Origin of the sequence: Flavobacterium sp. MMS24-S5, assembly GCF_050320125.1 — a bacterium.
Classification (GTDB): domain Bacteria; phylum Bacteroidota; class Bacteroidia; order Flavobacteriales; family Flavobacteriaceae; genus Flavobacterium; species Flavobacterium tyrosinilyticum.
On record NZ_CP190016.1, the window covers coordinates 2,308,197 to 2,326,596 of the forward strand.

Here is an 18,400-nt window from a genome sequence, read left to right on the forward strand (position 1 = left end):
TCATTTTCAAACCTTACAATTATATAACATATTGGATAGATTTACTCTTCCGAAAACAGATTTTTTTAGATAAATTGCAATGTTTTAATCCCGAGGCTTCGGGACCTAATTCCCAAATCTTTTAAGCAAAATATGGAGACCAAAAGAAGTTACACCGCAATCAAAGTTTTATTCAGCTATGTTGCATTATTGGCTTTGGTTGTAACGGTTGGATGGTTTCTATATTCTGAAAATGTCGTTTATAACAAACTGGAAGATAAAATTGCTTTAGAAAAAACCAAAATTCTTAGAGTTAGTAAATTATATTCAAATGTCTATAAAACTGAAAGTTTAGCAAGGCAAACCATTCAAAATAACTCCGAAAAAGATTTCAAAAATTATCTTATCGAAACCGATTCTCTCCGAAAACGAATTGATACTTTAAAACAAATTGTTACTACCGAGTATCAGAAAACGCTTTTAGATAGTGTGAATTATTTTTTGGCTGAAAAGACAGAAAACATTAAACAATTAAGAGAAATCAAGAATAAAGCAGACGACGAAACTTCGGTAAATACAGCAATTGATGAAATCACGAAAATGGAGTTTAATCTAAGAAAACTCGAACTTCAGGATTTCACCAAAAACCCAAATCAGTTAGGAAGTTACCAGCGAAGTGTTTTGCAACAATATGTAGATTATTTAAACTCGAATATTCCTGACGACAGCACAAACACATTAAGTAAAAAAGCTTCTGATTCGATTTTAGCCAATTCTAAAAAGCTTTTGAGTTCTGTAAAATTAAAAGCTGAAAAAAAGAAAGAATCTCTGAATTTTGAAGAAAACAAACTACTTCAAAATGAGATTGCAATTTCTGATCAGCTTCGAAAAATACTACGAATTATCGAACGAGAAATCATCATTAATTCGATAAAAAACAATTCATTAAAAGAAAAATCATTAAAAAGAGTCAACGAAATTGTCACAGCATCTGCCGTAATTGGTTTATTGCTAACGCTCTTTTTCTCGATTCTAATTGTAAGCGATTATTCTAAATCTCAATTGTATAAAAAACAGTTGGAAATCGCCAATTTCAAAACAAAGAATCTGCTGAAAAGTCGGGAACAATTAATTTCGACCGTAAGTCACGATTTGAAAACGCCTTTGAGTACCATTGTTGGTTATTCTGAACTTTTAGGAAATTCAGATGTCAACACCAAGCAATCGTATTTCATTAAAAACATAAAAAATTCGTCTGAATATATTACGCAGCTTGTTCAGGATTTATTGGATTTCTCTCAGATCGAAGCAGGAAAAATTTCTATAGAAAAAGTTCCGTTTTCACTGCCAGAAATTATCGAAGATGTTGCGAGAAATATCCAAACGGTGTACAAACAAAAAGATATTGATCTTATAATTAATGTGGATGAAAAATTTCAGAAACGTATTGTTGGAGATCCATTTCGTTTAAAACAAATTTTGACAAATATTGTTGGTAACGCCTATAAATTTACAGAAGAAGGTCATATTCGAATTGCCGCTTACGCGAATGACGAGCAGTCTTTTACAATTTCAATTCAAGACACTGGAATTGGAATTGAAAAAGCGAATCAGAAATTGGTTTTCGAAGAATTTGCACAAGCAAATGAAGGCATTGAAAAAAAATACGGCGGAACTGGTTTAGGATTATCAATCTGCCAAAAGATTATTTCTATTTTGGGCGGACGCTTAAGTTTGGACAGTATTTTTGGAAAAGGAAGCACATTCACCATTCAATTGCCATTATTGTTTGATAACAGTCAGACTGCACCAATTGTTTCAAATGAGATTAAAAGCAAACCATCAAAAAACACTAAGAAACAAACTTTCATTGTAGTTGATGACGATATTAATCTTCTGAATCTAACTACTGGAGTTTTAAAACAAGAACAACATCATGTATTTTCGTTTACGAATCCTGCTAAGGCTTTAGAAACGATTAAAAACACGCGTTTTGATTTTGTTATCACTGATATTCAAATGCCGGAAATTGATGGTTTCTTGTTTTTAGAAAAACTTCGTGAACTTCCAGAAACTATCTTTAAAAATCAGCCTGTAATTGCACTTACTGGCCGGACAGATCTGGATATTTCGGTTTATAAAAATGCTGGTTTTACAACAGTTGTAAAGAAACCATATTCTCCAAAAATTTTATTGGAAACGATTCAGCATATTTTAGATCACGAAGAAGTTCCTGCAACCGAATTTCTAGAAACTGAAAGCAATAATTCTTCTCAAATGTATTCTTTAGATACTTTAAAAGATTTCCTAGGACAAGACGAATCGGCTTTAAAAGAAGTTTTAAACTCTTTTATAGAAACATCTATAGAAAATTTAGGCTTTTTGAAAACAGCTGTTCAAGAGAAAAATCATGAAGAAATAAAATCGATCGCACATCGTATTGCGCCAATGTTTAAGCAAATTCAGGCAAATGAAATTGGCGAAATTTTAAAAAATTTAGAAAAAGAAGATTTAAATACAATCGATATAAAAGCAATCTACGCCGATTTATCTGAAAAAATAGAAATCCTTTTTGAGGAATTAAAACAAGAAATTTAATGAAGCAATAAAAAAGCAGTCTCTTTAAGACTGCTTTTTTTATTCAATATTATATTGTTTCAATTTATTGTAAAGTGTTTTTCTAGTAATCTTCAGCAGTTTTGCTGCTTCAGATTTATTATTTTGCGTTTTTGACAAAGCACTAATAATAGTTTCTTTTTCGTTTTCAGACAATGAGAAAACTTCGGCCGTTGCAGCAGGCTGATTTTGAATCTGGAAAAATTCTGCTGGAAGCACATCACTTTCGATAAAATCACCACGAGTTAAAAGAGTCGCACGTTTTACACAGTTTTGCAATTCTCGTAAATTTCCTGGCCAAGAGTAGTTCTGAAAAATAGAAACCACTTCTGGAGAAAACCCGATCACATCTTTATGCAATTGCTGATTGGCTTTTTCTAAAAAATAATCTGCAAAAACCATTAAATCTTCGCCTCGATCTTTTAAAGATGGTGACTGGATTGAAAATTCATTGATTCTATGGTATAAATCTTCTCTAAAATCGCCATTTTTTACTGCCTCACGTAAATCCTCATTCGTTGCCGTAATAATGCGTATATCGACGTTTATTTCTTTATTGCTTCCTACCGGTTTAATTTTTCTTTCTTGAAGCGCTCTTAACAACTGGATTTGATTTTCGTATGAAAGATTTCCTATTTCATCCAAAAATAAAGTTCCACCATTGGCAGCTTCAAAATATCCTTTTTTATCATTAATTGCTCCAGTAAAAGATCCTTTTAGATGTCCAAAAAATTCGCTCGCAGCCAATTCTTTTGGGATCGCTCCGCAATCTACTGCAATAAAATTATTGTCTTTTCTTCTGCTTTGCTGATGAATACTTTTTGCAATGATTTCTTTTCCTGTTCCACTTTCACCAATTATTAAAACTGACATATCTGTCGGACTTACCAATTGAATGTGATCTAGAAGTTTTTTGGATGCAACAGAAATTCCTTTCACGAATTCATTTTCTCCTGATGAAGACTGTTTTTTTACCGTCTTTTTTTCTTTTACAGGAGCCTGTTCTTCTTCCTCTTTTGGTGCTTGTAGTGCATTGGTAATTACAAGAAGAACTTCGTCTGGATTAAATGGTTTAGAAATATAATCTGCCGCTCCATTTTTTATGGCTTTAACAGCAGTGTTTACATCAGAATATCCTGTCATTAAAATAACTGGAATATGTGGGTGAGAATTTTTAAATTCAGACATAAGTCCGATACCATCAGAATCAGGCAAGCGAAGGTCGGTCAAAATCAAATCGAATGATTCATTTTTAACTGCTTCACGCGCTTCTGTTGCTGAGAAAGTAGTGGTTACCTCATAGGCTTTTTTGATTAGAAATTTCTCTAATAATTTACAGAACGCAATATCATCTTCTATCAGTAATATCTTCGGCATTTGTTTGTAGGGTCTTTTTGCTAAAATAATATTATTAAACTTGTTATTTCATAAAATTATGCAAAATATGTAAAAAAAAGAGATTGCACAATGCAATCTCTTTTTCACCAAAAACATAAATCTAAATTCACCTAATTATATCTTCAACCAGTTACCATTGACATCTGAGTAAACAGTAGCCTTTTGGTCTCCAACTGATATTTCTAGTTTGTACTCTTTTTTGTCATTGACAAATGCTTTATCCAGTTTTGCTCCTGGATAAGCTGTCTGCAAAGCTGTTTTCACAGGTGCAGGCACAGCATCTACTGTAACCTCTTTGTATTCTGATTGAATAGCTACAGTTGCTTTAGTGTTTGGAGAAACAGACAATACATTTGCATGCATTGACAGAGTTCCTAGAACCACTATTGCTGATAAGATTAGTTTTTTCATGATGCTGATTTTAATTATTTCTTAATGATATTTCCAGAAGCATCTGTAAAAATAGTATACTTCTTTTCTCCACTTGAAATCTCAAGTTTGTACTCATTTTTCTCGTTTTTATAAGCTTTTTCTAGCTTAGTATTCGGGAAAGATTTTTCAAGTGTAGACTTTACAGCGACCGGAACGGCATCTATAGCTACTTCAGTAAACTCACTTTGAACGAATACTGATTGAGAAATCGAAACTGTTGGAAGAACCGTAGCATTTACTGTAAAACTTCCTAACACAATCGCTGCTGATAAGATTAACTTTTTCATAATATTTAGTGGTTTAAATTATTTTTTAAGAATGTTACCAGAAGCGTCTGTATAAACGATCGATTTTTCACCTCGAACGGTTATCTCAATTTTGTACTCCTTTTTATCATTTACCCATGCTTTCTCAAGCACTACACCAGGATAAGCTTCATCTAAGCCTTTTTTTACGGCTGCGGGAACTCCATCTACTTCTTTGTATCCATCCTGATCATTTACTGTCTGCACCATTAAATTGGTTGCAACAGGGGTTTCTGCGTTCATCGACAAACTGCCTAAAACAATTGCTGCCGATAAGATTAACTTTTTCATAGTAATAGTTTTTAAGGGTTAGACTTAATTATTTTTTAATCCAAGTTCCATCTGCGTTAGCAAAAAGATTCCCTGATTTATCTCCAACAGTTACTTCAAGCTTGTATTCAGATTTTGTATTTTTAAATGCTTTAGAAAGCACAGCATCTGGATATGCTTTTTTAAGAGCATCTGTAATTGCTGCTGGAACTTCTTCCAGTTTAATTTCTGTATAATCATCTTGGATAGAGATTGTTTTTACGATTGTATTTGAGATTGGCGAAGTTGAAGCAAATGATGTTAAACCTCCCAAAACGATTGCGGCTGATAAAAATAAATTTTTCATGATAGTTGTTTTTTAATATAGTTAATTTGATCTTAGTATTCTTGATCCGGATTTTCACAAAACCTTATTTTTAGATTATTGTGCAATCCAAGTTCCGTCTGCATTAGCAAATAAGTTTCCTACTTTGTCGCCAACAGTTACATCAAGTTTATACTGCTCTTTTTCGTTTTTATATGCTTTAGTAATTACTGCTTCTGGATATGCTTTTTTCAAAGCGTCTTTAATCGCAGCTGGTAATTCTTCTAATTTGATTTCTGTATAATCGTCTGCGATAGAAACTACTTTTACATTAGTATGAGTAATTGGAGTAGTTGAAGCAAATGAAGTTAAACTTCCTAAAACAATTGCGGCTGATAAAAATAAATTTTTCATAACGTATATATTTAAATTAATAGTTGTTTACGCTTTAAGTAATGAAATTATTATGCCGTAAAAGAAAAGAGCCATGCCAAAGACCTTAAAAACCTGTATTAAAAGACTTTACATCAAATATAGCAAAAAAAGACAAAACGCGAAAGGTGTGTAAATGAGAAAAAAGGTGTGTAATAAGTAAACACTTTTAGTGTAACCTTTCGAAAGAAGTTCCAAATTTTAAAATCACAAATTCCAAGATTGAGGAGTAGAAGTTCTAAAATTTGGAATTTATCCTGAAACTTCGGGATTGGAATTTTATAAAAACTTTACAAAAGAAAAAAGGCTTCCAAATTTGGAAGCCTTTATAATTATTCTGGACTATTCATTTTAAATGTATCCATAAATGCAGTTGTATAATCACCTGCAATATATTTTGGATCATCCATTAATTGTCTATGGAAAGGTATTGTAGTTTTCACACCCTCGATTACGAATTCATCCAAAGCTCTACGCATTTTGCTGATAGCTTCTTCACGAGACTGCGCAGTTGTAATTAACTTAGCAATCATAGAATCGTAGTTTGGTGGAATGCTATATCCCGAATATACGTGAGTATCTAAACGAACTCCGTGTCCTCCTGGCATATGAAGCGTAGTAATTTTTCCTGGTGAAGGACGAAAATCGTTGTAAGGATCTTCAGCATTAATACGAACTTCAATAGCGTGTAATTGTGGAAGATAGTTTTTACCAGAAATTGGAATTCCGGCAGCAACCATAATTTGCTCACGGATCAAATCATAATCAATAACTTGTTCTGTGATTGGGTGCTCAACCTGAATACGAGTATTCATTTCCATGAAATAGAAGTTTCTGTGTTTATCTACAAGAAACTCTACAGTTCCAGCTCCTTCATATTTAATGAATTCAGCAGCCTTTACAGCAGCTTCTCCCATTCTTGCGCGAAGGTCATCTGTCATGAAAGGCGAAGGTGTTTCTTCAGTTAGTTTTTGGTGACGACGTTGTACCGAACAGTCTCTTTCAGAAAGGTGACATGCTTTTCCGTAAGAATCTCCAACAACTTGAATTTCGATATGACGTGGCTCTTCAATAAGTTTCTCCATGTACATTCCGTCATTTCCAAATGCTGCAGCAGCTTCTTGACGAGCACTTTCCCAAGCTTTTAAAAGCTCTTCTTCTTTCCAGATTGCACGCATTCCTTTTCCACCACCACCTGCAGTAGCTTTCATCATAACTGGGTAACCAATTTCTTTAGCTACTTTTTGTGCATGTTCGTAAGATTCTAACAATCCATCTGAACCTGGCACACAAGGTACTCCTGCCGCTTTCATTGTAGCTTTAGCAGAAGCTTTATCTCCCATTCGGTCGATCATTTCTGGAGCAGCACCGATAAATTTAATTCCATGCTCTTGACAGATTTTTGAGAATTTAGCATTCTCAGAAAGAAATCCATAACCTGGATGTATTGCGTCTGCATTTGTAATTTCTGCAGCAGCAATGATATTTGACATTTTCAAATACGATAAGTTACTTGGAGGATGGCCAATACAAACCGCTTCATCAGCAAATTTAACATGTAAACTTTCTGCATCGGCTGTAGAGTAAACTGCAACAGTTTTGATTCCCATTTCCTTACATGTACGAATTACACGTAGTGCAATTTCTCCTCTATTCGCAATTAATATTTTTTTAAACATCTTATTTTAATTAGATAATTAGACAATTTGATAATTAGATAATTTTAGATGATTAACAAAACTTTTTTTGAACCATTCTAAAATCTAAAATCTAAAATCTAAATTTATTTATGATGGATTTACTAAGAATAAAGGTTGATCAAATTCTACTGGAGACATATCGTCTACAAGAATTTTTACAATTTTACCAGAAACTTCAGATTCGATTTCGTTGAATAATTTCATTGCTTCAATTACACAAAGAACATCACCTTTAGAAACAGTGCTTCCAACTTCTGTAAAAACTGGTTTATCTGGAGATGGTTTTCTATAGAATGTACCAATGATTGGAGATTTTATAGTAATATATTTAGAATCGTTAGCAGCTGGTGCTTCTGGAGTTACACTTACAACTGTTGGAGCCGTAACTTGTGGAACTGCCGCTTGAGGTAAAGCTGCCTGAGCAGGTAATTGCTGTACGTAAGTTGCTTCAGTTACATTTGTTTCTAAAGTTGTTCTGATCGTGATTTTTACATCATCCATTTCTAACTTCACTTCTGCAACGCCCGAATTTGCAACAAATTTGATTAGGTTTTGAATTTCTTTTAAATCCATAATGATTCGTTTTTAGTTTTAATTTATTTTTTATCGTAAGCCCATTTTAAATAGATAAATCCCCAAGTGAATCCACCACCAAAAGCGGCAAAGATAATGTTATCTCCTTTTTTAAGCTTATCTTCAAAATCAGCCAATACTAATGGTAAAGTTCCAGAAGTAGTATTTCCGTATTTCTCGATATTTACAAGAACTTTAGAATCTTCCAATTCCAATCTTCCTGCAGTAGCATCAATAATACGTTTATTAGCTTGGTGTGGCACTAACCAGTCAACATCTTGATTTGTCAAATTATTTCTTTGCAAAATCAATTCACTGGCATCTGCCATATTAGTTACAGCATATTTGAAAACAGTTTTACCGTCTTGCATAATATTGTGCTGTCTGTTTTTTACAGTATCTTCAGAAGGTGGAATCAAAGAACCTCCTGCAGGTATTTTAAGGAAGTCACGCCCTACACCATCACTTCTTAAATATTCATCCTGCAAACCTAAGCCTTCATAATTTGGTTCGAAAAGAACTGCTCCAGCTCCATCTCCAAAAATAATACAAGTTGCTCTATCAGTATAATCTACAATAGATGACATTTTATCGGCACCAATTAAAAGTACTTTTTTGTAACGTCCAGACTGAACATATGCTGCAGCTGTAGACATTCCGTATAAGAAACTTGAACATGCCGCTTGCAAATCGTATGCAAATGCATTTGTTGCTCCAATTTCTGTTGCAACAAATACTCCTGTAGAAGCCACCATCATATCTGGTGTCGCAGTTGCCATTATAATCATATCAATCTCAAGCGGATCAATATTTGCTTTTGCAATTAAATCCTTTGCTGCTTGTATAGCAAGGTAAGATGTACCTTTATCAGCATCTTTAAGAATTCTTCTTTCTTTAATTCCTGTTCGAGCGGTAATCCACTCATCATTGGTATCAACCATTGTTTCTAATACTTGGTTCGAAAGAACGAAGTCAGGAACATAAGCTCCAACAGCGGTAATTGCGGCTGTGATTGTATTCATTATATTCTATTATTTATTTTCAAATTACGATTAATTTGAAAAATTTTTAAAAGACCCGAAAATTACAAAAAAAAACGTAACGAATTTGTCTATATTTTCCTAAAAAACGAAAATTATAATCAACAAAAAAAACTCTCACTATGTGAGAGTTCTAGTATAATTTACAAAAACGTATTAAGCAACCGCTTCAGATTTATCGATAACAACTTGCCCTCTGTAATACATTTTACCTTCATGCCAGTAAGCTCTGTGGTATAAATGCGCCTCACCTGTAATAGGACATGTAGCGATTTGAGCTACAGTAGCTTTGTAATGTGTTCTTCTCTTATCTCTTCTTGTTTTCGAGGTTTTTCTCTTAGGATGTGCCATTTTACTATATTATTTATCCGTTAATAGTTTCTTTAATTTTTCCCAACGCGGGTCAATATCTTCTTCTTTGTTACTCTCTTCCTTTTGTTCTTTTACACTCAACTCATTCAGTTTCGTCAAAGCTTCTGTTTGCAGACTTCCGTCTTTAACACCTGGATGAATTCTTTTGTGAGGTACAGAAAGCGCGATCATTTCATAAATATATTGCGCTACATCTACCTCATGTTCACCATGTGGCAAAATCAACAATTCTTCATTATCATCATTAAATTCGTCTCCAAAGCGAACAATTAACTTCATTTTCCCTTTTATAGGCAAATCAAAATCTTCGCCTGTTAGATCACAAGGCACATTAACTGTTCCTTTGTGTTTGAATTCTAACTCTAACATGGTACTTTTCTTTTCGAAAAGTAAATTAACTTTAATATCCGAATTTTGAAACTCATCGTATTCAAAATTCTTAAAGAACTCGTTATTTATTTGATACTCAAAATGGTGTTTTCCTAGTTTTAATCCTACGAAAGGAATTAAAAATTCTTTTGTTTTGCTCATTTCAACATCAATTTGATCAATTCGATTCTAAAACTAGATATCTGAATTGGGGTGCAAAGATATAAAATTATTACAAATCTAATAATCTTATTGACCTTTTTTTGTTTATAACTGTTTTTCTTTTATTTTAAGAGGTTTTTGGCTAATCTCCTCATACTGATTACGCGAGCGAAAAATATCAATCGCAAGATAGACTGCTTCTTTAAAAGAATTGTAATCTGCCATATCTTTTCCAGCAATATCATAAGCTGTACCGTGGTCTGGAGAGGTTCTAACTTTATTCAAACCTGCTGTATAATTCACGCCTTTTCCAAAAGACAATGTCTTAAACGGAATTAATCCTTGATCGTGATACATTGCCACGATAGCATCATATTTTTCATATTGACTGCTTCCAAAAAAACCATCTGCAGGAAATCGAACCAAAAACCATTGTTCCCGAATCGAAGATTTTCTTTAAAGTTGGCTTCAAAATCAAATCATCTTCTTTTCCAATCACACCGCCATCACCAGCATGCGGATTGAGTCCTAAAACTGCAATTTTTGGCTTCACTATACTAAAATCCTGAATCAAAGATTTTCTAATAGTTTCTATTTTTTTAGTTATCAATTCTTCTGTCAAATTAGAAGCGACTTCGTTTAACGGCACATGATCTGTAATTAAACCTACTCGTAAATTATCTTGAACCATCATCATTAGCGCATCGCCATCTAATTCCTGATTCAAATAATCGGTATGCCCAGGAAATTTAAAATCCTCAGACTGTATATTGTATTTATTAATAGGAGCCGTTACTAAAACATCTATTTCACCATCTTTCAAAGCTTTCGTTGCTGCTGTAAAAGACTTAATAGCATATTCTCCTATTTTAGGATCATTTACTCCAAAATTTATATCAACTCCTTCTCTCCAAAGATTCAGAACATTTACTTTACCCGGAATGATTTGATCTAATTTATCAACTCCATGAAATTGAATCGTCGACGTAAAGTTTTTTCTAACGAATGAGAGAATTTTAGCATTTGCAAAAATAACCGGCGTACACAATTCCAACATACGAGAATCTTCGAATGTTTTCAGTATAACTTCGCTTCCAATACCGTTTAAATCTCCAACTGAAATTCCAACAATTATATTTTCTGCTTTTTTATTCATGAGCTCAGTTTATTTATTACTAATTTTGATGTGCAAATTTAGTAAAATAAAACCACAATGTTTACAGGAATTATAGAAACACTCGGAAGGATTCACGAAATTCAAAAAGATCAAAACAATCTTCATATAACAGTTGACTCATCAATAACCCACGAATTAAAAATAGACCAAAGCGTTTCGCACAACGGAATATGCCTTACAGTAGTAGCTATTAAAGATTCTCTTTATACCGTAACAGCAATCGACGAAACTATTCTAAAAACCAATATTGGCGATTGGAAAACTGGCGATATTGTAAATCTAGAGAGGGGAATGAAACTTGGCGACCGCTTAGACGGACATATTGTACAAGGCCACGTAGACCAAACTGGAACCTGTGTTAAAATTGAAGAAGCAAACGGAAGTTGGAATTATACTTTTGAATACGATAAAAACCTAAACAATATTACAATCGAAAAAGGTTCGATTACAGTAAACGGAGTCAGCCTGACCGTTGTAAATTCTAAAACGAATGAATTTAGTGTTTCAATTATTCCGTATACTTATGAACACACTAATTTTAAAGATTTCAAAGTTGGAACAAAAATCAACCTTGAATTTGATGTAGTTGGAAAATACATCTCTAGACTTTACTCCATAAACAAATAACGCTTAAATTTTCCATAAAAAAAGCTTCAATTAAATTGAAGCTTTTTTTATTTGATTTTTATATATGACCGTAAGACCTAAAGCCAAACCTCCGATTGCTAGAAATATAATATTTTGATTTATTGGAAAAGCATCATCACAGTCAGGATACAATGGAGGACACTCTTCCTCAGCCGTTGTAGTCATACTTCTGGCAGTACTCGCACTAGGAGCAGGCGGATGCGAAGAAGTTTCTGCAGACACTAATAAAACATTCAAAAATAAGGCAATTACTAAAAATGGGGCTTTTAGATTTTTCATAAATTCAAGCTATTGCAAACAGCAATTCTAGATAATTATTGATAAATATTCTTTAATAGAAATTTCGCACAAACGCATTTCCATCTCCAAAATCTTGGACAAAAGTATAAGTTTTTTACTCAAAACCAACTTTTAAAACCAAAAATCCAGAACAAATTTTAACATTTTTCTTAAAAATACCTCTAATCCGTTTCAGAAAACGTTCTAGAAGAACAACGTTCATTTTCAGCACTATTCGCAAGACTTAAAAGGATATAAGAATTTACTTATTTTAGTGGCGATAGTTTTTTGTTCTCTCAAAAAATGTCTTTTACCAAATATACGCCAAAAAAAGTAGTTTGGATTCAACTTAAATTACATTCAAGAGAATATTCTCAAATTGATATATTTGTAAAATCAAACACACATACAATCCAATTCTAAAAGATTTAAAACTTCAAATTCAAATCTATTTTTAATTTTAATTAATCAAATGAAAAAACCATATACAGTCGGAAGTTTATACGCAGGCGTTGGCGGTATTTGTTTAGGTTTTGAAAATGCAGGTTTTAAATTAGAGTGGGCAAATGAATTTGACAAAAAAGCCTGTGTTACATACAGAAACAATTTCAAGCACACTCTTATTGAAGGAGATGTAATGCAGCTCGACGTAAAAGATCTTAATAAAATTGACATTCTTACAGCTGGATTTCCATGCCAACCCTTTTCTTTAGCTGGCCACCGAAAAGGTTTTAAAGACAGCAGAGGAAATCATTTTTTCAAAATACTGGATTTTATTGATGAGATGCGCCCTAAAGTAGTGTTTCTTGAAAATGTCAAAAACTTAAAAGGACATGATAAAGGAAACACGATGAAAGTAATTCAGCGCGAGATCAAAAAACGGGACTATACTTTTGACAGCGCTATCCTGAACACTAGAGATTTCGGAAATATTCCGCACAATCGAGAGCGAATTTTCATGGTTGCTTTCGATAAAAAATTCGTAAAAAAAGGCTTCAAATTTAATTTTCCAGAGAAAGAAGAATTAACCAAAAAGGTCACCGACTTAATTACCAAAGAAAAAGTCGATAAAAAATTCTATTACACCGAAGACAAATACATGTACAACATGTTAAAGGAAGCCGTTGTGAGAGAAGATAGAATTTATCAATTTAGGAGGCAGTATGTTCGAGAAAACAAAAAAGAAGTTTGCCCTACTTTAACCGCAAATATGGGAACTGGCGGCCACAATGTTCCAATTATTACAACCGAATTTGGTTTTAGAAAATTAACCCCAAGAGAATGTTTTCGTTTTCAAGGATTTCCAGATCATTACAAATTACCCAAAATTTCAAATTCCAGCCTTTACAAACAAGCCGGAAACTCTGTAAGCATGCCTGTTATAGAAAGGCTCGCTTCTGAAATATTCAAATGCATTGAGAAAGCAGAAGCTAGACAACTAAAAGCTGAAAAAGTTTAAATACTTAAAAGCATAATTGTTCCTTCAATTTTTGCCAGACAAACTTCCAGATTTTTTTCAATCTCTTTACTCCAGAACCTCAAAATTGTCCAGTTTTCAGAAATTAGAAAAGCATTCACTTCTTCATCTCGCTGTATATTTCTTTCAATTTTCGGAATCCAATATTCTCGATTGGTTTTAATTCTTAGTTGCTCCGTTTCCCAATCTTTTCCGTGAAAAAATTCGCTATCAACAAAAATGGCAATTTTATATTTGGCAAAAGTAAGATCAGGCCTTCCAAATACCTTTTTGTTGTTTTTTCGGTATCTGTGGCCCAATTTCCATAACGCTTTTGCAAGCCTTACTTCGCCTTTTGTAGCAGTGCTTTTTATCGCCTGCATAGTTTTCCTCCTCTGTTCGGGAGTTAATCTATCCATCTGAAAATTAAATTTGTTTTTGGATGGATAAAGTTAAAACATTTTAAAGGATTAAAGCTTCAATTATGGAGTACCAAAATTTCAATTTTCACATTTCAAAAAATACTAAAAACAAAAAAGCCATTACATTTCTGTAAAGGCTTTGTGAATAAGGATTATCCCTAAATTATTTATTTGATTAGCTTTTCAAGCTTTTGCATCATTTCATCTTTCTCCTTAAGCATACGCTCATATAGAGCAATTTTTTCTTCGTGAAGTTTTAAAATTTCTTGTAATGGATTAACATTATAAGTACCACCAGAATTACCAATGAATGCTTCATTGTGAAAAGTATTAGAAATAACATTTATCGCTTGCTCTTCATCAAAATTCTGAAAAGCTTCAACAGGAATCTTTAATACGGCAGAAATTTGTTTCAGCAGATTATCTTCGATTACATCTTTCTGCTCCAGCATAGAAATTTTCTTTTGATTCCAGTCTTCTCCCAAATCATAAGCCAATGCCTCCTGTTTTATATTAAGCATTTCTCTGAAACGTTTTACGTTTCTTCCCTGATGTATTTTTTGTTCCATAATGAATATTAATTTTTCTAAAGCCCTAAATACAAAGCCTCACGAATTAAAAATCTGATTTTCAAAGATAGAAAAATATCCTTTAAAAAATTCTCTTGTAAGATATTATTGATATTCTCAAAAAGCTTCTTTTTCAAAGAATTGGATGCTGTATTGAAAGAATTTGAAGTAAAAGACAAAATAGCTAAGCCCCCAAGTTCCTCCACATCTTTGGCTGCAACTTACAAATTTTTTCCAATTGATTTTTCTATATATTTGAAGTAGCATAAAATTAAAAAGCCATACTACTTCAAATACAAACAATTAACAACTTTGAAAATGGAAATAAATCTTTCAGACATAAAGGATATAACAACCATCGCCAAGCCATTTATTGATCCATTAATCAACACCATAATTACCCCTAAGGTAAAGCAGCTTGAACAATGGTTAAAAAAAAGAAAAAATGAAAATGCTTTAATCGAAAATTATTTTGAAAACAAATTCACCGAGTATTTAAACAGGTCTTATGAAAAGTTTAGTATATTAAATATACTCGTATTTCCTAATCAACAAATAAGCACAAAGGCAATTTACTTGCCCCTCTCAATTTCATCGACTAAAGACAATAAAAATTTTAAAATTGATATTTTTAAAAAAGAGTTTATTGAATCTTATCAAAGAATAGTAATTAGTGACACTGCCGGAATGGGAAAATCCACTTTAATGAAGTGGATTGGCCTCTCTATAATTGAGCAAAAAATATCAATTCCAATATTAATAGAGTTAAAAAAACTAAACAATACGCATTCCATTCTAGACGAAATTTTCGTTCAGTTAGACCCAATTGATAAATCTTTTGACAAGGAATTAATCCTAAAGTTTCTAGAACTAGGAGAATTCACAATTCTATTAGATGGTTTTGATGAAATTCAATATGATTACAGGGAACATGTAATTCATGATTTGAAAGATTTTATCTCAAAAGCAAGGAAAAATTGGTACATTCTTACATCAAGACCCGATTCTTCACTGTCATCATTTGGCGACTTTCAGATGTTTCACATCAAGCCCCTTAATATTCATGAATCTTTTGAGCTTATTAAAAAGTATGATTCAATAAACAAAAACAAAGTAAGTGAACAATTAATAAAAAACATACAAGAGAAAGACACCCAAGTCCGTGAATTCCTTGTTAATCCTTTTCTAGTTTCTTTACTATATAAAACATATACCTACAATAAAGATATTCCATCTAAAAAGTCCACCTTCTATGATGATGTATATGGCGCACTATACAAACATCATGATTTATCTAAAGATGGTTTCAAAAGAAACAAAGCTTCTGGTTTAGACATTCAAGACTTTAGATTGATATTAAGACAATTGGCATTTGACACTGCAAAAATTGTAAAAGTTGAATATAATAATCAAGAGTTAATAAACCATATAAAAGAAGCCAAAAACAAATGTGCTGGTTTGGACTTCAAAGAATCAGACTTTATTGAAGATATAGAGTCAAATGTACCTTTATTTGTTAGAGATGGAATTATTTTAAAATGGGCGCACAAATCTCTTCAAGATTATTTTGCGGCTGAATTTATAAGTACCTCGAAAGACAAGGAAAAAATTATTGAATTAATATATCAATCAAAAAAAGATAATTATTTAAATATTTTGGATTTTCTTTATGAAGTTGAAAAAAAATATTTTAGAAAAATAATTATTAAGGATCTTCTAAAAAATTTTATTTTTCACTGCAATAATTCTTACAAAGAAATTAACGGAATAACCAAATCAACAATAAGAGAAAGACAATCAGCATCCTACGGAATCTCATATGGAATATATAACACTAATAAACGTATAACTGATTTTAAAGAAATTGACCAAATGTTTCAAGAAATACTAGCACCTGTTGGCAGAAAAGTTTTGAGTAACACCGATTTTGGCAAGTGGCATTTATGCCAAATTTTCAGTTCAACTTACAATTTGCAAATTTTAGATATATTAGGTCTAAAAAATGAGCCTATATTTAGAAAAAACAATTTTGATTCAGAAACTCAATACAAAAAAACTCTTGAGAGTCTTCCGAAGGATGTAGCACTCTGTTTGGATGATAATCCGTTAAACATTATAAATTCTCCAGAATATTTTCAATTATTCAATAATGGCATTATAGCTGAACGATTAGCTAGAAAAAATAACCATAATTTATATTTACTTGACTATGACAAGAGCAAAAAACTTTTAAATAAAATTGAACTAGAAGAAAGTTTTGATGAAAGAAAAGATAACCTAGATGGAATATAAAAAATAACTTCTTCTATATTTTCAGAATTAAGGTATTTAATGCTTTTTAACCCAAATTCAACAGGTAAAATTCGTCCCTTAGAAAAAAGAAAGCCTTACAAACACAATGTTTATAAGGCTTTACAAGATTTCTCTGTGGTCCCACCTGGGCTCGAACCAGGGACCACCTGATTATGAGAAAGATCTAGCAAGTTTTTAGAATCACTTATAATAAGCCATTATAACTGAATATCAGTGCTTTATGATTTTTTAAATAAAAAATAAATCATTATTTCTTATTATAATTGTACTTTTGTTCGTCAAATGTTCGTCAAATGTTCGTCAAATGTTCGTCGGATTTTTTAATTAAAATTTCAATAATGGTATCACATAAATTCACATTAAAGGCAGCAGGAAATAAACAAGGCGATTATTTTATTAATCTTGTTTTAATTAAAGACAGAACAAATACTAGTTTATCAATTAAGAAAAAATGTAAATATGAAGATTGGTCATTTGAAACAGACCGTCTTAAAAAATCACACAAAGAATACAAACAAATAAATGATCTTATTGAAAAATATGCCAGTCGAGTTAATAGCATTATTCATGAATTTGAACTAGATGAAACTCCATTTACCTTACAGGATGTTGTAAACAAGTTTAAAAAAAAATCAGGAAAGCAGCAAGCTCTTAGCTATACCACTTTTCATGAAAACTTAATAGAAGAAATTAAAAATGCGGGGAAATTATCAACTTACAACATTGAGAAAGATACCTTAAGATCCATTCAAAGATTTTTTAACAGAAGTGAAATTACATTTAAAGATTTATCAGTAGATACAATTTATAAATATCAATCTTTTTTAAATGGGAATAATAATAGCCAAAGTACAATTGGAATTAGGATCCGTTCTTTAAGAGCAGTCTTTAATAAAGCTATCAATCGCGAGATAATTCCCGCAACAATGTATCCCTTTAACAAATTTAAGGTCTCCAAAATCAAGGAAAGCGGTAAAAAAGAATATTTATCCGAAGAGGAAATTGCATTATTGAAAAATGCAACTTTACTCAAAAAAAATGACAATTTTGCAAGAGATATGTTTTTGTTGAGCTTTTACGGAAGAGGAATTAATTTCATCGATTTAATACAATTAAAGAAAACAGATCTATATAAAGGAACAATTACATATAAAAGAAGTAAAACTGAAGTAATCGTAAATTTCAAAGTAAACGATTTCTGGAAAGACAAAATTGCGAAATATAGTTCCTCAGCTGACTCATTCTATTTATTCAACATAATTCATAATAATAACAATTCTGGAACTTATATAAATAACAAGAAAGAAAAATATCTCAAAGTTTATATAAACGCACCTCTGAAAAGAATTATGATTGATTTAGACATTAAAAAGAAAATTACTTATTATTGTGCAAGGCATTCATTTGCAACCATTTTAAAATTTAACAATATCTCAATTGATATAATCAAAGAAGCCTTAGGTCATAAAGACATTAAATCTACCATGTCTTATTTAAACACACTTCCAAGCAACACTTTAGACAAAATGATTGATGATATTATTTTTTGATAGTAAATCCCATCTTAATATAATCAATTAAAAA

Annotated in this window: 19 protein-coding genes and 1 pseudogene; 5 read left to right on the top strand and 15 right to left on the bottom strand. The window is 31.9% G+C overall.

Annotated features, from left to right (window positions below):
- Positions 1-132 precede the first annotated feature (132 nt).
- On the top strand, positions 133-2,577 hold the full coding sequence (locus ACPWTF_RS10720) for an ATP-binding response regulator (protein WP_427875414.1): 2,445 nt from the start codon (positions 133-135) through the stop codon (positions 2,575-2,577).
- Between the two features lie 39 nt (positions 2,578-2,616).
- Here ACPWTF_RS10720 and ACPWTF_RS10725 read toward each other — a convergent pair whose 3' ends face one another.
- From ACPWTF_RS10725 to pdxA, 12 genes and pseudogenes are all read right to left on the bottom strand, one after another.
- The gene (locus tag ACPWTF_RS10725) at positions 2,617-3,972 is read right to left on the bottom strand and encodes a sigma-54 dependent transcriptional regulator (protein ID WP_320494232.1); all 1,356 of its coding nucleotides are present in this window, start codon (positions 3,970-3,972) and stop codon (positions 2,617-2,619) included.
- Positions 3,973-4,107: 135 nt separating this feature from the next.
- Positions 4,108-4,404, bottom strand: a complete 297-nt coding sequence (locus tag ACPWTF_RS10730) for a hypothetical protein (protein ID WP_427875415.1) — start codon at positions 4,402-4,404, stop codon at positions 4,108-4,110.
- 14 nt (positions 4,405-4,418) lie between these two features.
- A complete protein-coding gene (locus tag ACPWTF_RS10735) occupies positions 4,419-4,712 on the bottom strand; it encodes a hypothetical protein (RefSeq protein ID WP_427875416.1) in 294 nt (97 codons plus the stop codon).
- A gap of 18 nt (positions 4,713-4,730) precedes the next feature.
- Entirely contained in the window at positions 4,731-5,021 is a 291-nt protein-coding gene (locus ACPWTF_RS10740; protein ID WP_248728510.1) for a hypothetical protein, read from the bottom strand.
- A 28-nt stretch (positions 5,022-5,049) separates the two neighbouring features.
- The gene (locus tag ACPWTF_RS10745) at positions 5,050-5,346 is read right to left on the bottom strand and encodes a hypothetical protein (protein ID WP_248728511.1); all 297 of its coding nucleotides are present in this window, start codon (positions 5,344-5,346) and stop codon (positions 5,050-5,052) included.
- Positions 5,347-5,421: 75 nt separating this feature from the next.
- Complete coding sequence (locus tag ACPWTF_RS10750; protein ID WP_250834945.1) at positions 5,422-5,718, bottom strand: hypothetical protein; 297 nt, start codon at positions 5,716-5,718, stop codon at positions 5,422-5,424.
- A 350-nt stretch (positions 5,719-6,068) separates the two neighbouring features.
- Entirely contained in the window at positions 6,069-7,415 is a 1,347-nt protein-coding gene (gene accC, locus ACPWTF_RS10755) for an acetyl-CoA carboxylase biotin carboxylase subunit (RefSeq protein ID WP_427875417.1), read from the bottom strand.
- A 108-nt stretch (positions 7,416-7,523) separates the two neighbouring features.
- Positions 7,524-8,009 carry an acetyl-CoA carboxylase biotin carboxyl carrier protein gene (accB, locus tag ACPWTF_RS10760; RefSeq protein WP_427875418.1) on the bottom strand — a complete coding sequence of 162 codons (486 nt, stop codon included), beginning with the start codon at positions 8,007-8,009 and terminating at the stop codon, positions 7,524-7,526.
- Between the two features lie 23 nt (positions 8,010-8,032).
- A complete protein-coding gene (locus tag ACPWTF_RS10765) occupies positions 8,033-9,031 on the bottom strand; it encodes a beta-ketoacyl-ACP synthase III (RefSeq protein ID WP_427875419.1) in 999 nt (332 codons plus the stop codon).
- 174 nt (positions 9,032-9,205) lie between these two features.
- The gene (gene rpmF, locus ACPWTF_RS10770; protein ID WP_008465217.1) at positions 9,206-9,400 is read right to left on the bottom strand and encodes a 50S ribosomal protein L32; all 195 of its coding nucleotides are present in this window, start codon (positions 9,398-9,400) and stop codon (positions 9,206-9,208) included.
- 9 nt (positions 9,401-9,409) lie between these two features.
- Entirely contained in the window at positions 9,410-9,952 is a 543-nt protein-coding gene (locus tag ACPWTF_RS10775; protein WP_427875421.1) for a YceD family protein, read from the bottom strand.
- A gap of 105 nt (positions 9,953-10,057) precedes the next feature.
- Positions 10,058-11,108: pseudogene (pdxA, locus tag ACPWTF_RS10780) on the bottom strand (4-hydroxythreonine-4-phosphate dehydrogenase PdxA).
- A 57-nt stretch (positions 11,109-11,165) separates the two neighbouring features.
- Here pdxA and ACPWTF_RS10785 point away from each other — a divergent pair.
- Positions 11,166-11,756, top strand: a complete 591-nt coding sequence (locus ACPWTF_RS10785; RefSeq protein ID WP_427875422.1) for a riboflavin synthase — start codon at positions 11,166-11,168, stop codon at positions 11,754-11,756.
- Between the two features lie 30 nt (positions 11,757-11,786).
- Here ACPWTF_RS10785 and ACPWTF_RS10790 read toward each other — a convergent pair whose 3' ends face one another.
- On the bottom strand, positions 11,787-12,056 hold the full coding sequence (locus tag ACPWTF_RS10790; RefSeq protein ID WP_427875423.1) for a hypothetical protein: 270 nt from the start codon (positions 12,054-12,056) through the stop codon (positions 11,787-11,789).
- Between the two features lie 472 nt (positions 12,057-12,528).
- Here ACPWTF_RS10790 and dcm point away from each other — a divergent pair, with 472 nt between their 5' ends.
- Positions 12,529-13,515 (top strand): DNA (cytosine-5-)-methyltransferase, encoded by a 987-nt coding sequence (dcm, locus tag ACPWTF_RS10795; RefSeq protein ID WP_427875424.1) that lies wholly within the window; start codon positions 12,529-12,531, stop codon positions 13,513-13,515.
- On the opposite strand, the gene ACPWTF_RS10800 is transcribed toward dcm, so the two are convergent.
- Both ACPWTF_RS10800 and ACPWTF_RS10805 read right to left on the bottom strand, forming a co-directional pair.
- Positions 13,512-13,931 carry a very short patch repair endonuclease gene (locus ACPWTF_RS10800; RefSeq protein WP_379798336.1) on the bottom strand — a complete coding sequence of 140 codons (420 nt, stop codon included), beginning with the start codon at positions 13,929-13,931 and terminating at the stop codon, positions 13,512-13,514. The genes dcm and ACPWTF_RS10800 overlap by 4 nt on opposite strands.
- 170 nt (positions 13,932-14,101) lie before the next feature.
- Positions 14,102-14,503 (bottom strand): helix-turn-helix domain-containing protein, encoded by a 402-nt coding sequence (locus tag ACPWTF_RS10805; RefSeq protein WP_427875426.1) that lies wholly within the window; start codon positions 14,501-14,503, stop codon positions 14,102-14,104.
- A 318-nt stretch (positions 14,504-14,821) separates the two neighbouring features.
- On the opposite strand from ACPWTF_RS10805, the gene ACPWTF_RS10810 reads away from it, so the two are divergent.
- Together ACPWTF_RS10810 and ACPWTF_RS10815 are read left to right on the top strand one after the other, a co-directional pair.
- Positions 14,822-16,795: an NACHT domain-containing protein gene (locus ACPWTF_RS10810; RefSeq protein WP_427875427.1), complete on the top strand. Its 1,974-nt coding sequence runs from the start codon at positions 14,822-14,824 to the stop codon at positions 16,793-16,795.
- 359 nt (positions 16,796-17,154) lie between these two features.
- The gene (locus ACPWTF_RS10815) at positions 17,155-18,366 is read left to right on the top strand and encodes a tyrosine-type recombinase/integrase (RefSeq protein WP_427875428.1); all 1,212 of its coding nucleotides are present in this window, start codon (positions 17,155-17,157) and stop codon (positions 18,364-18,366) included.
- Positions 18,367-18,400: the final 34 nt, after the last annotated feature.

Bases quoted from the DNA above. Each gene is read 5' to 3' on its own strand.
- ACPWTF_RS10720 (WP_427875414.1), top strand. From the start codon at position 133: ATGGAGACCAAAAGAAGTTACACCGCAATCAAAGTTTTATTCAGCTAT.
- ACPWTF_RS10725 (WP_320494232.1), bottom strand. From the start codon at position 3,972: ATGCCGAAGATATTACTGATAGAAGATGATATTGCGTTCTGTAAATTA.
- ACPWTF_RS10730 (WP_427875415.1), bottom strand. From the start codon at position 4,404: ATGAAAAAACTAATCTTATCAGCAATAGTGGTTCTAGGAACTCTGTCA.
- ACPWTF_RS10735 (WP_427875416.1), bottom strand. From the start codon at position 4,712: ATGAAAAAGTTAATCTTATCAGCAGCGATTGTGTTAGGAAGTTTTACA.
- ACPWTF_RS10740 (WP_248728510.1), bottom strand. From the start codon at position 5,021: ATGAAAAAGTTAATCTTATCGGCAGCAATTGTTTTAGGCAGTTTGTCG.
- ACPWTF_RS10745 (WP_248728511.1), bottom strand. From the start codon at position 5,346: ATGAAAAATTTATTTTTATCAGCCGCAATCGTTTTGGGAGGTTTAACA.
- ACPWTF_RS10750 (WP_250834945.1), bottom strand. From the start codon at position 5,718: ATGAAAAATTTATTTTTATCAGCCGCAATTGTTTTAGGAAGTTTAACT.
- accC (WP_427875417.1), bottom strand. From the start codon at position 7,415: ATGTTTAAAAAAATATTAATTGCGAATAGAGGAGAAATTGCACTACGT.
- accB (WP_427875418.1), bottom strand. From the start codon at position 8,009: ATGGATTTAAAAGAAATTCAAAACCTAATCAAATTTGTTGCAAATTCG.
- ACPWTF_RS10765 (WP_427875419.1), bottom strand. From the start codon at position 9,031: ATGAATACAATCACAGCCGCAATTACCGCTGTTGGAGCTTATGTTCCT.
- rpmF (WP_008465217.1), bottom strand. From the start codon at position 9,400: ATGGCACATCCTAAGAGAAAAACCTCGAAAACAAGAAGAGATAAGAGA.
- ACPWTF_RS10775 (WP_427875421.1), bottom strand. From the start codon at position 9,952: ATGAGCAAAACAAAAGAATTTTTAATTCCTTTCGTAGGATTAAAACTA.
- ACPWTF_RS10785 (WP_427875422.1), top strand. From the start codon at position 11,166: ATGTTTACAGGAATTATAGAAACACTCGGAAGGATTCACGAAATTCAA.
- ACPWTF_RS10790 (WP_427875423.1), bottom strand. From the start codon at position 12,056: ATGAAAAATCTAAAAGCCCCATTTTTAGTAATTGCCTTATTTTTGAAT.
- dcm (WP_427875424.1), top strand. From the start codon at position 12,529: ATGAAAAAACCATATACAGTCGGAAGTTTATACGCAGGCGTTGGCGGT.
- ACPWTF_RS10800 (WP_379798336.1), bottom strand. From the start codon at position 13,931: ATGGATAGATTAACTCCCGAACAGAGGAGGAAAACTATGCAGGCGATA.
- ACPWTF_RS10805 (WP_427875426.1), bottom strand. From the start codon at position 14,503: ATGGAACAAAAAATACATCAGGGAAGAAACGTAAAACGTTTCAGAGAA.
- ACPWTF_RS10810 (WP_427875427.1), top strand. From the start codon at position 14,822: ATGGAAATAAATCTTTCAGACATAAAGGATATAACAACCATCGCCAAG.
- ACPWTF_RS10815 (WP_427875428.1), top strand. From the start codon at position 17,155: ATGGTATCACATAAATTCACATTAAAGGCAGCAGGAAATAAACAAGGC.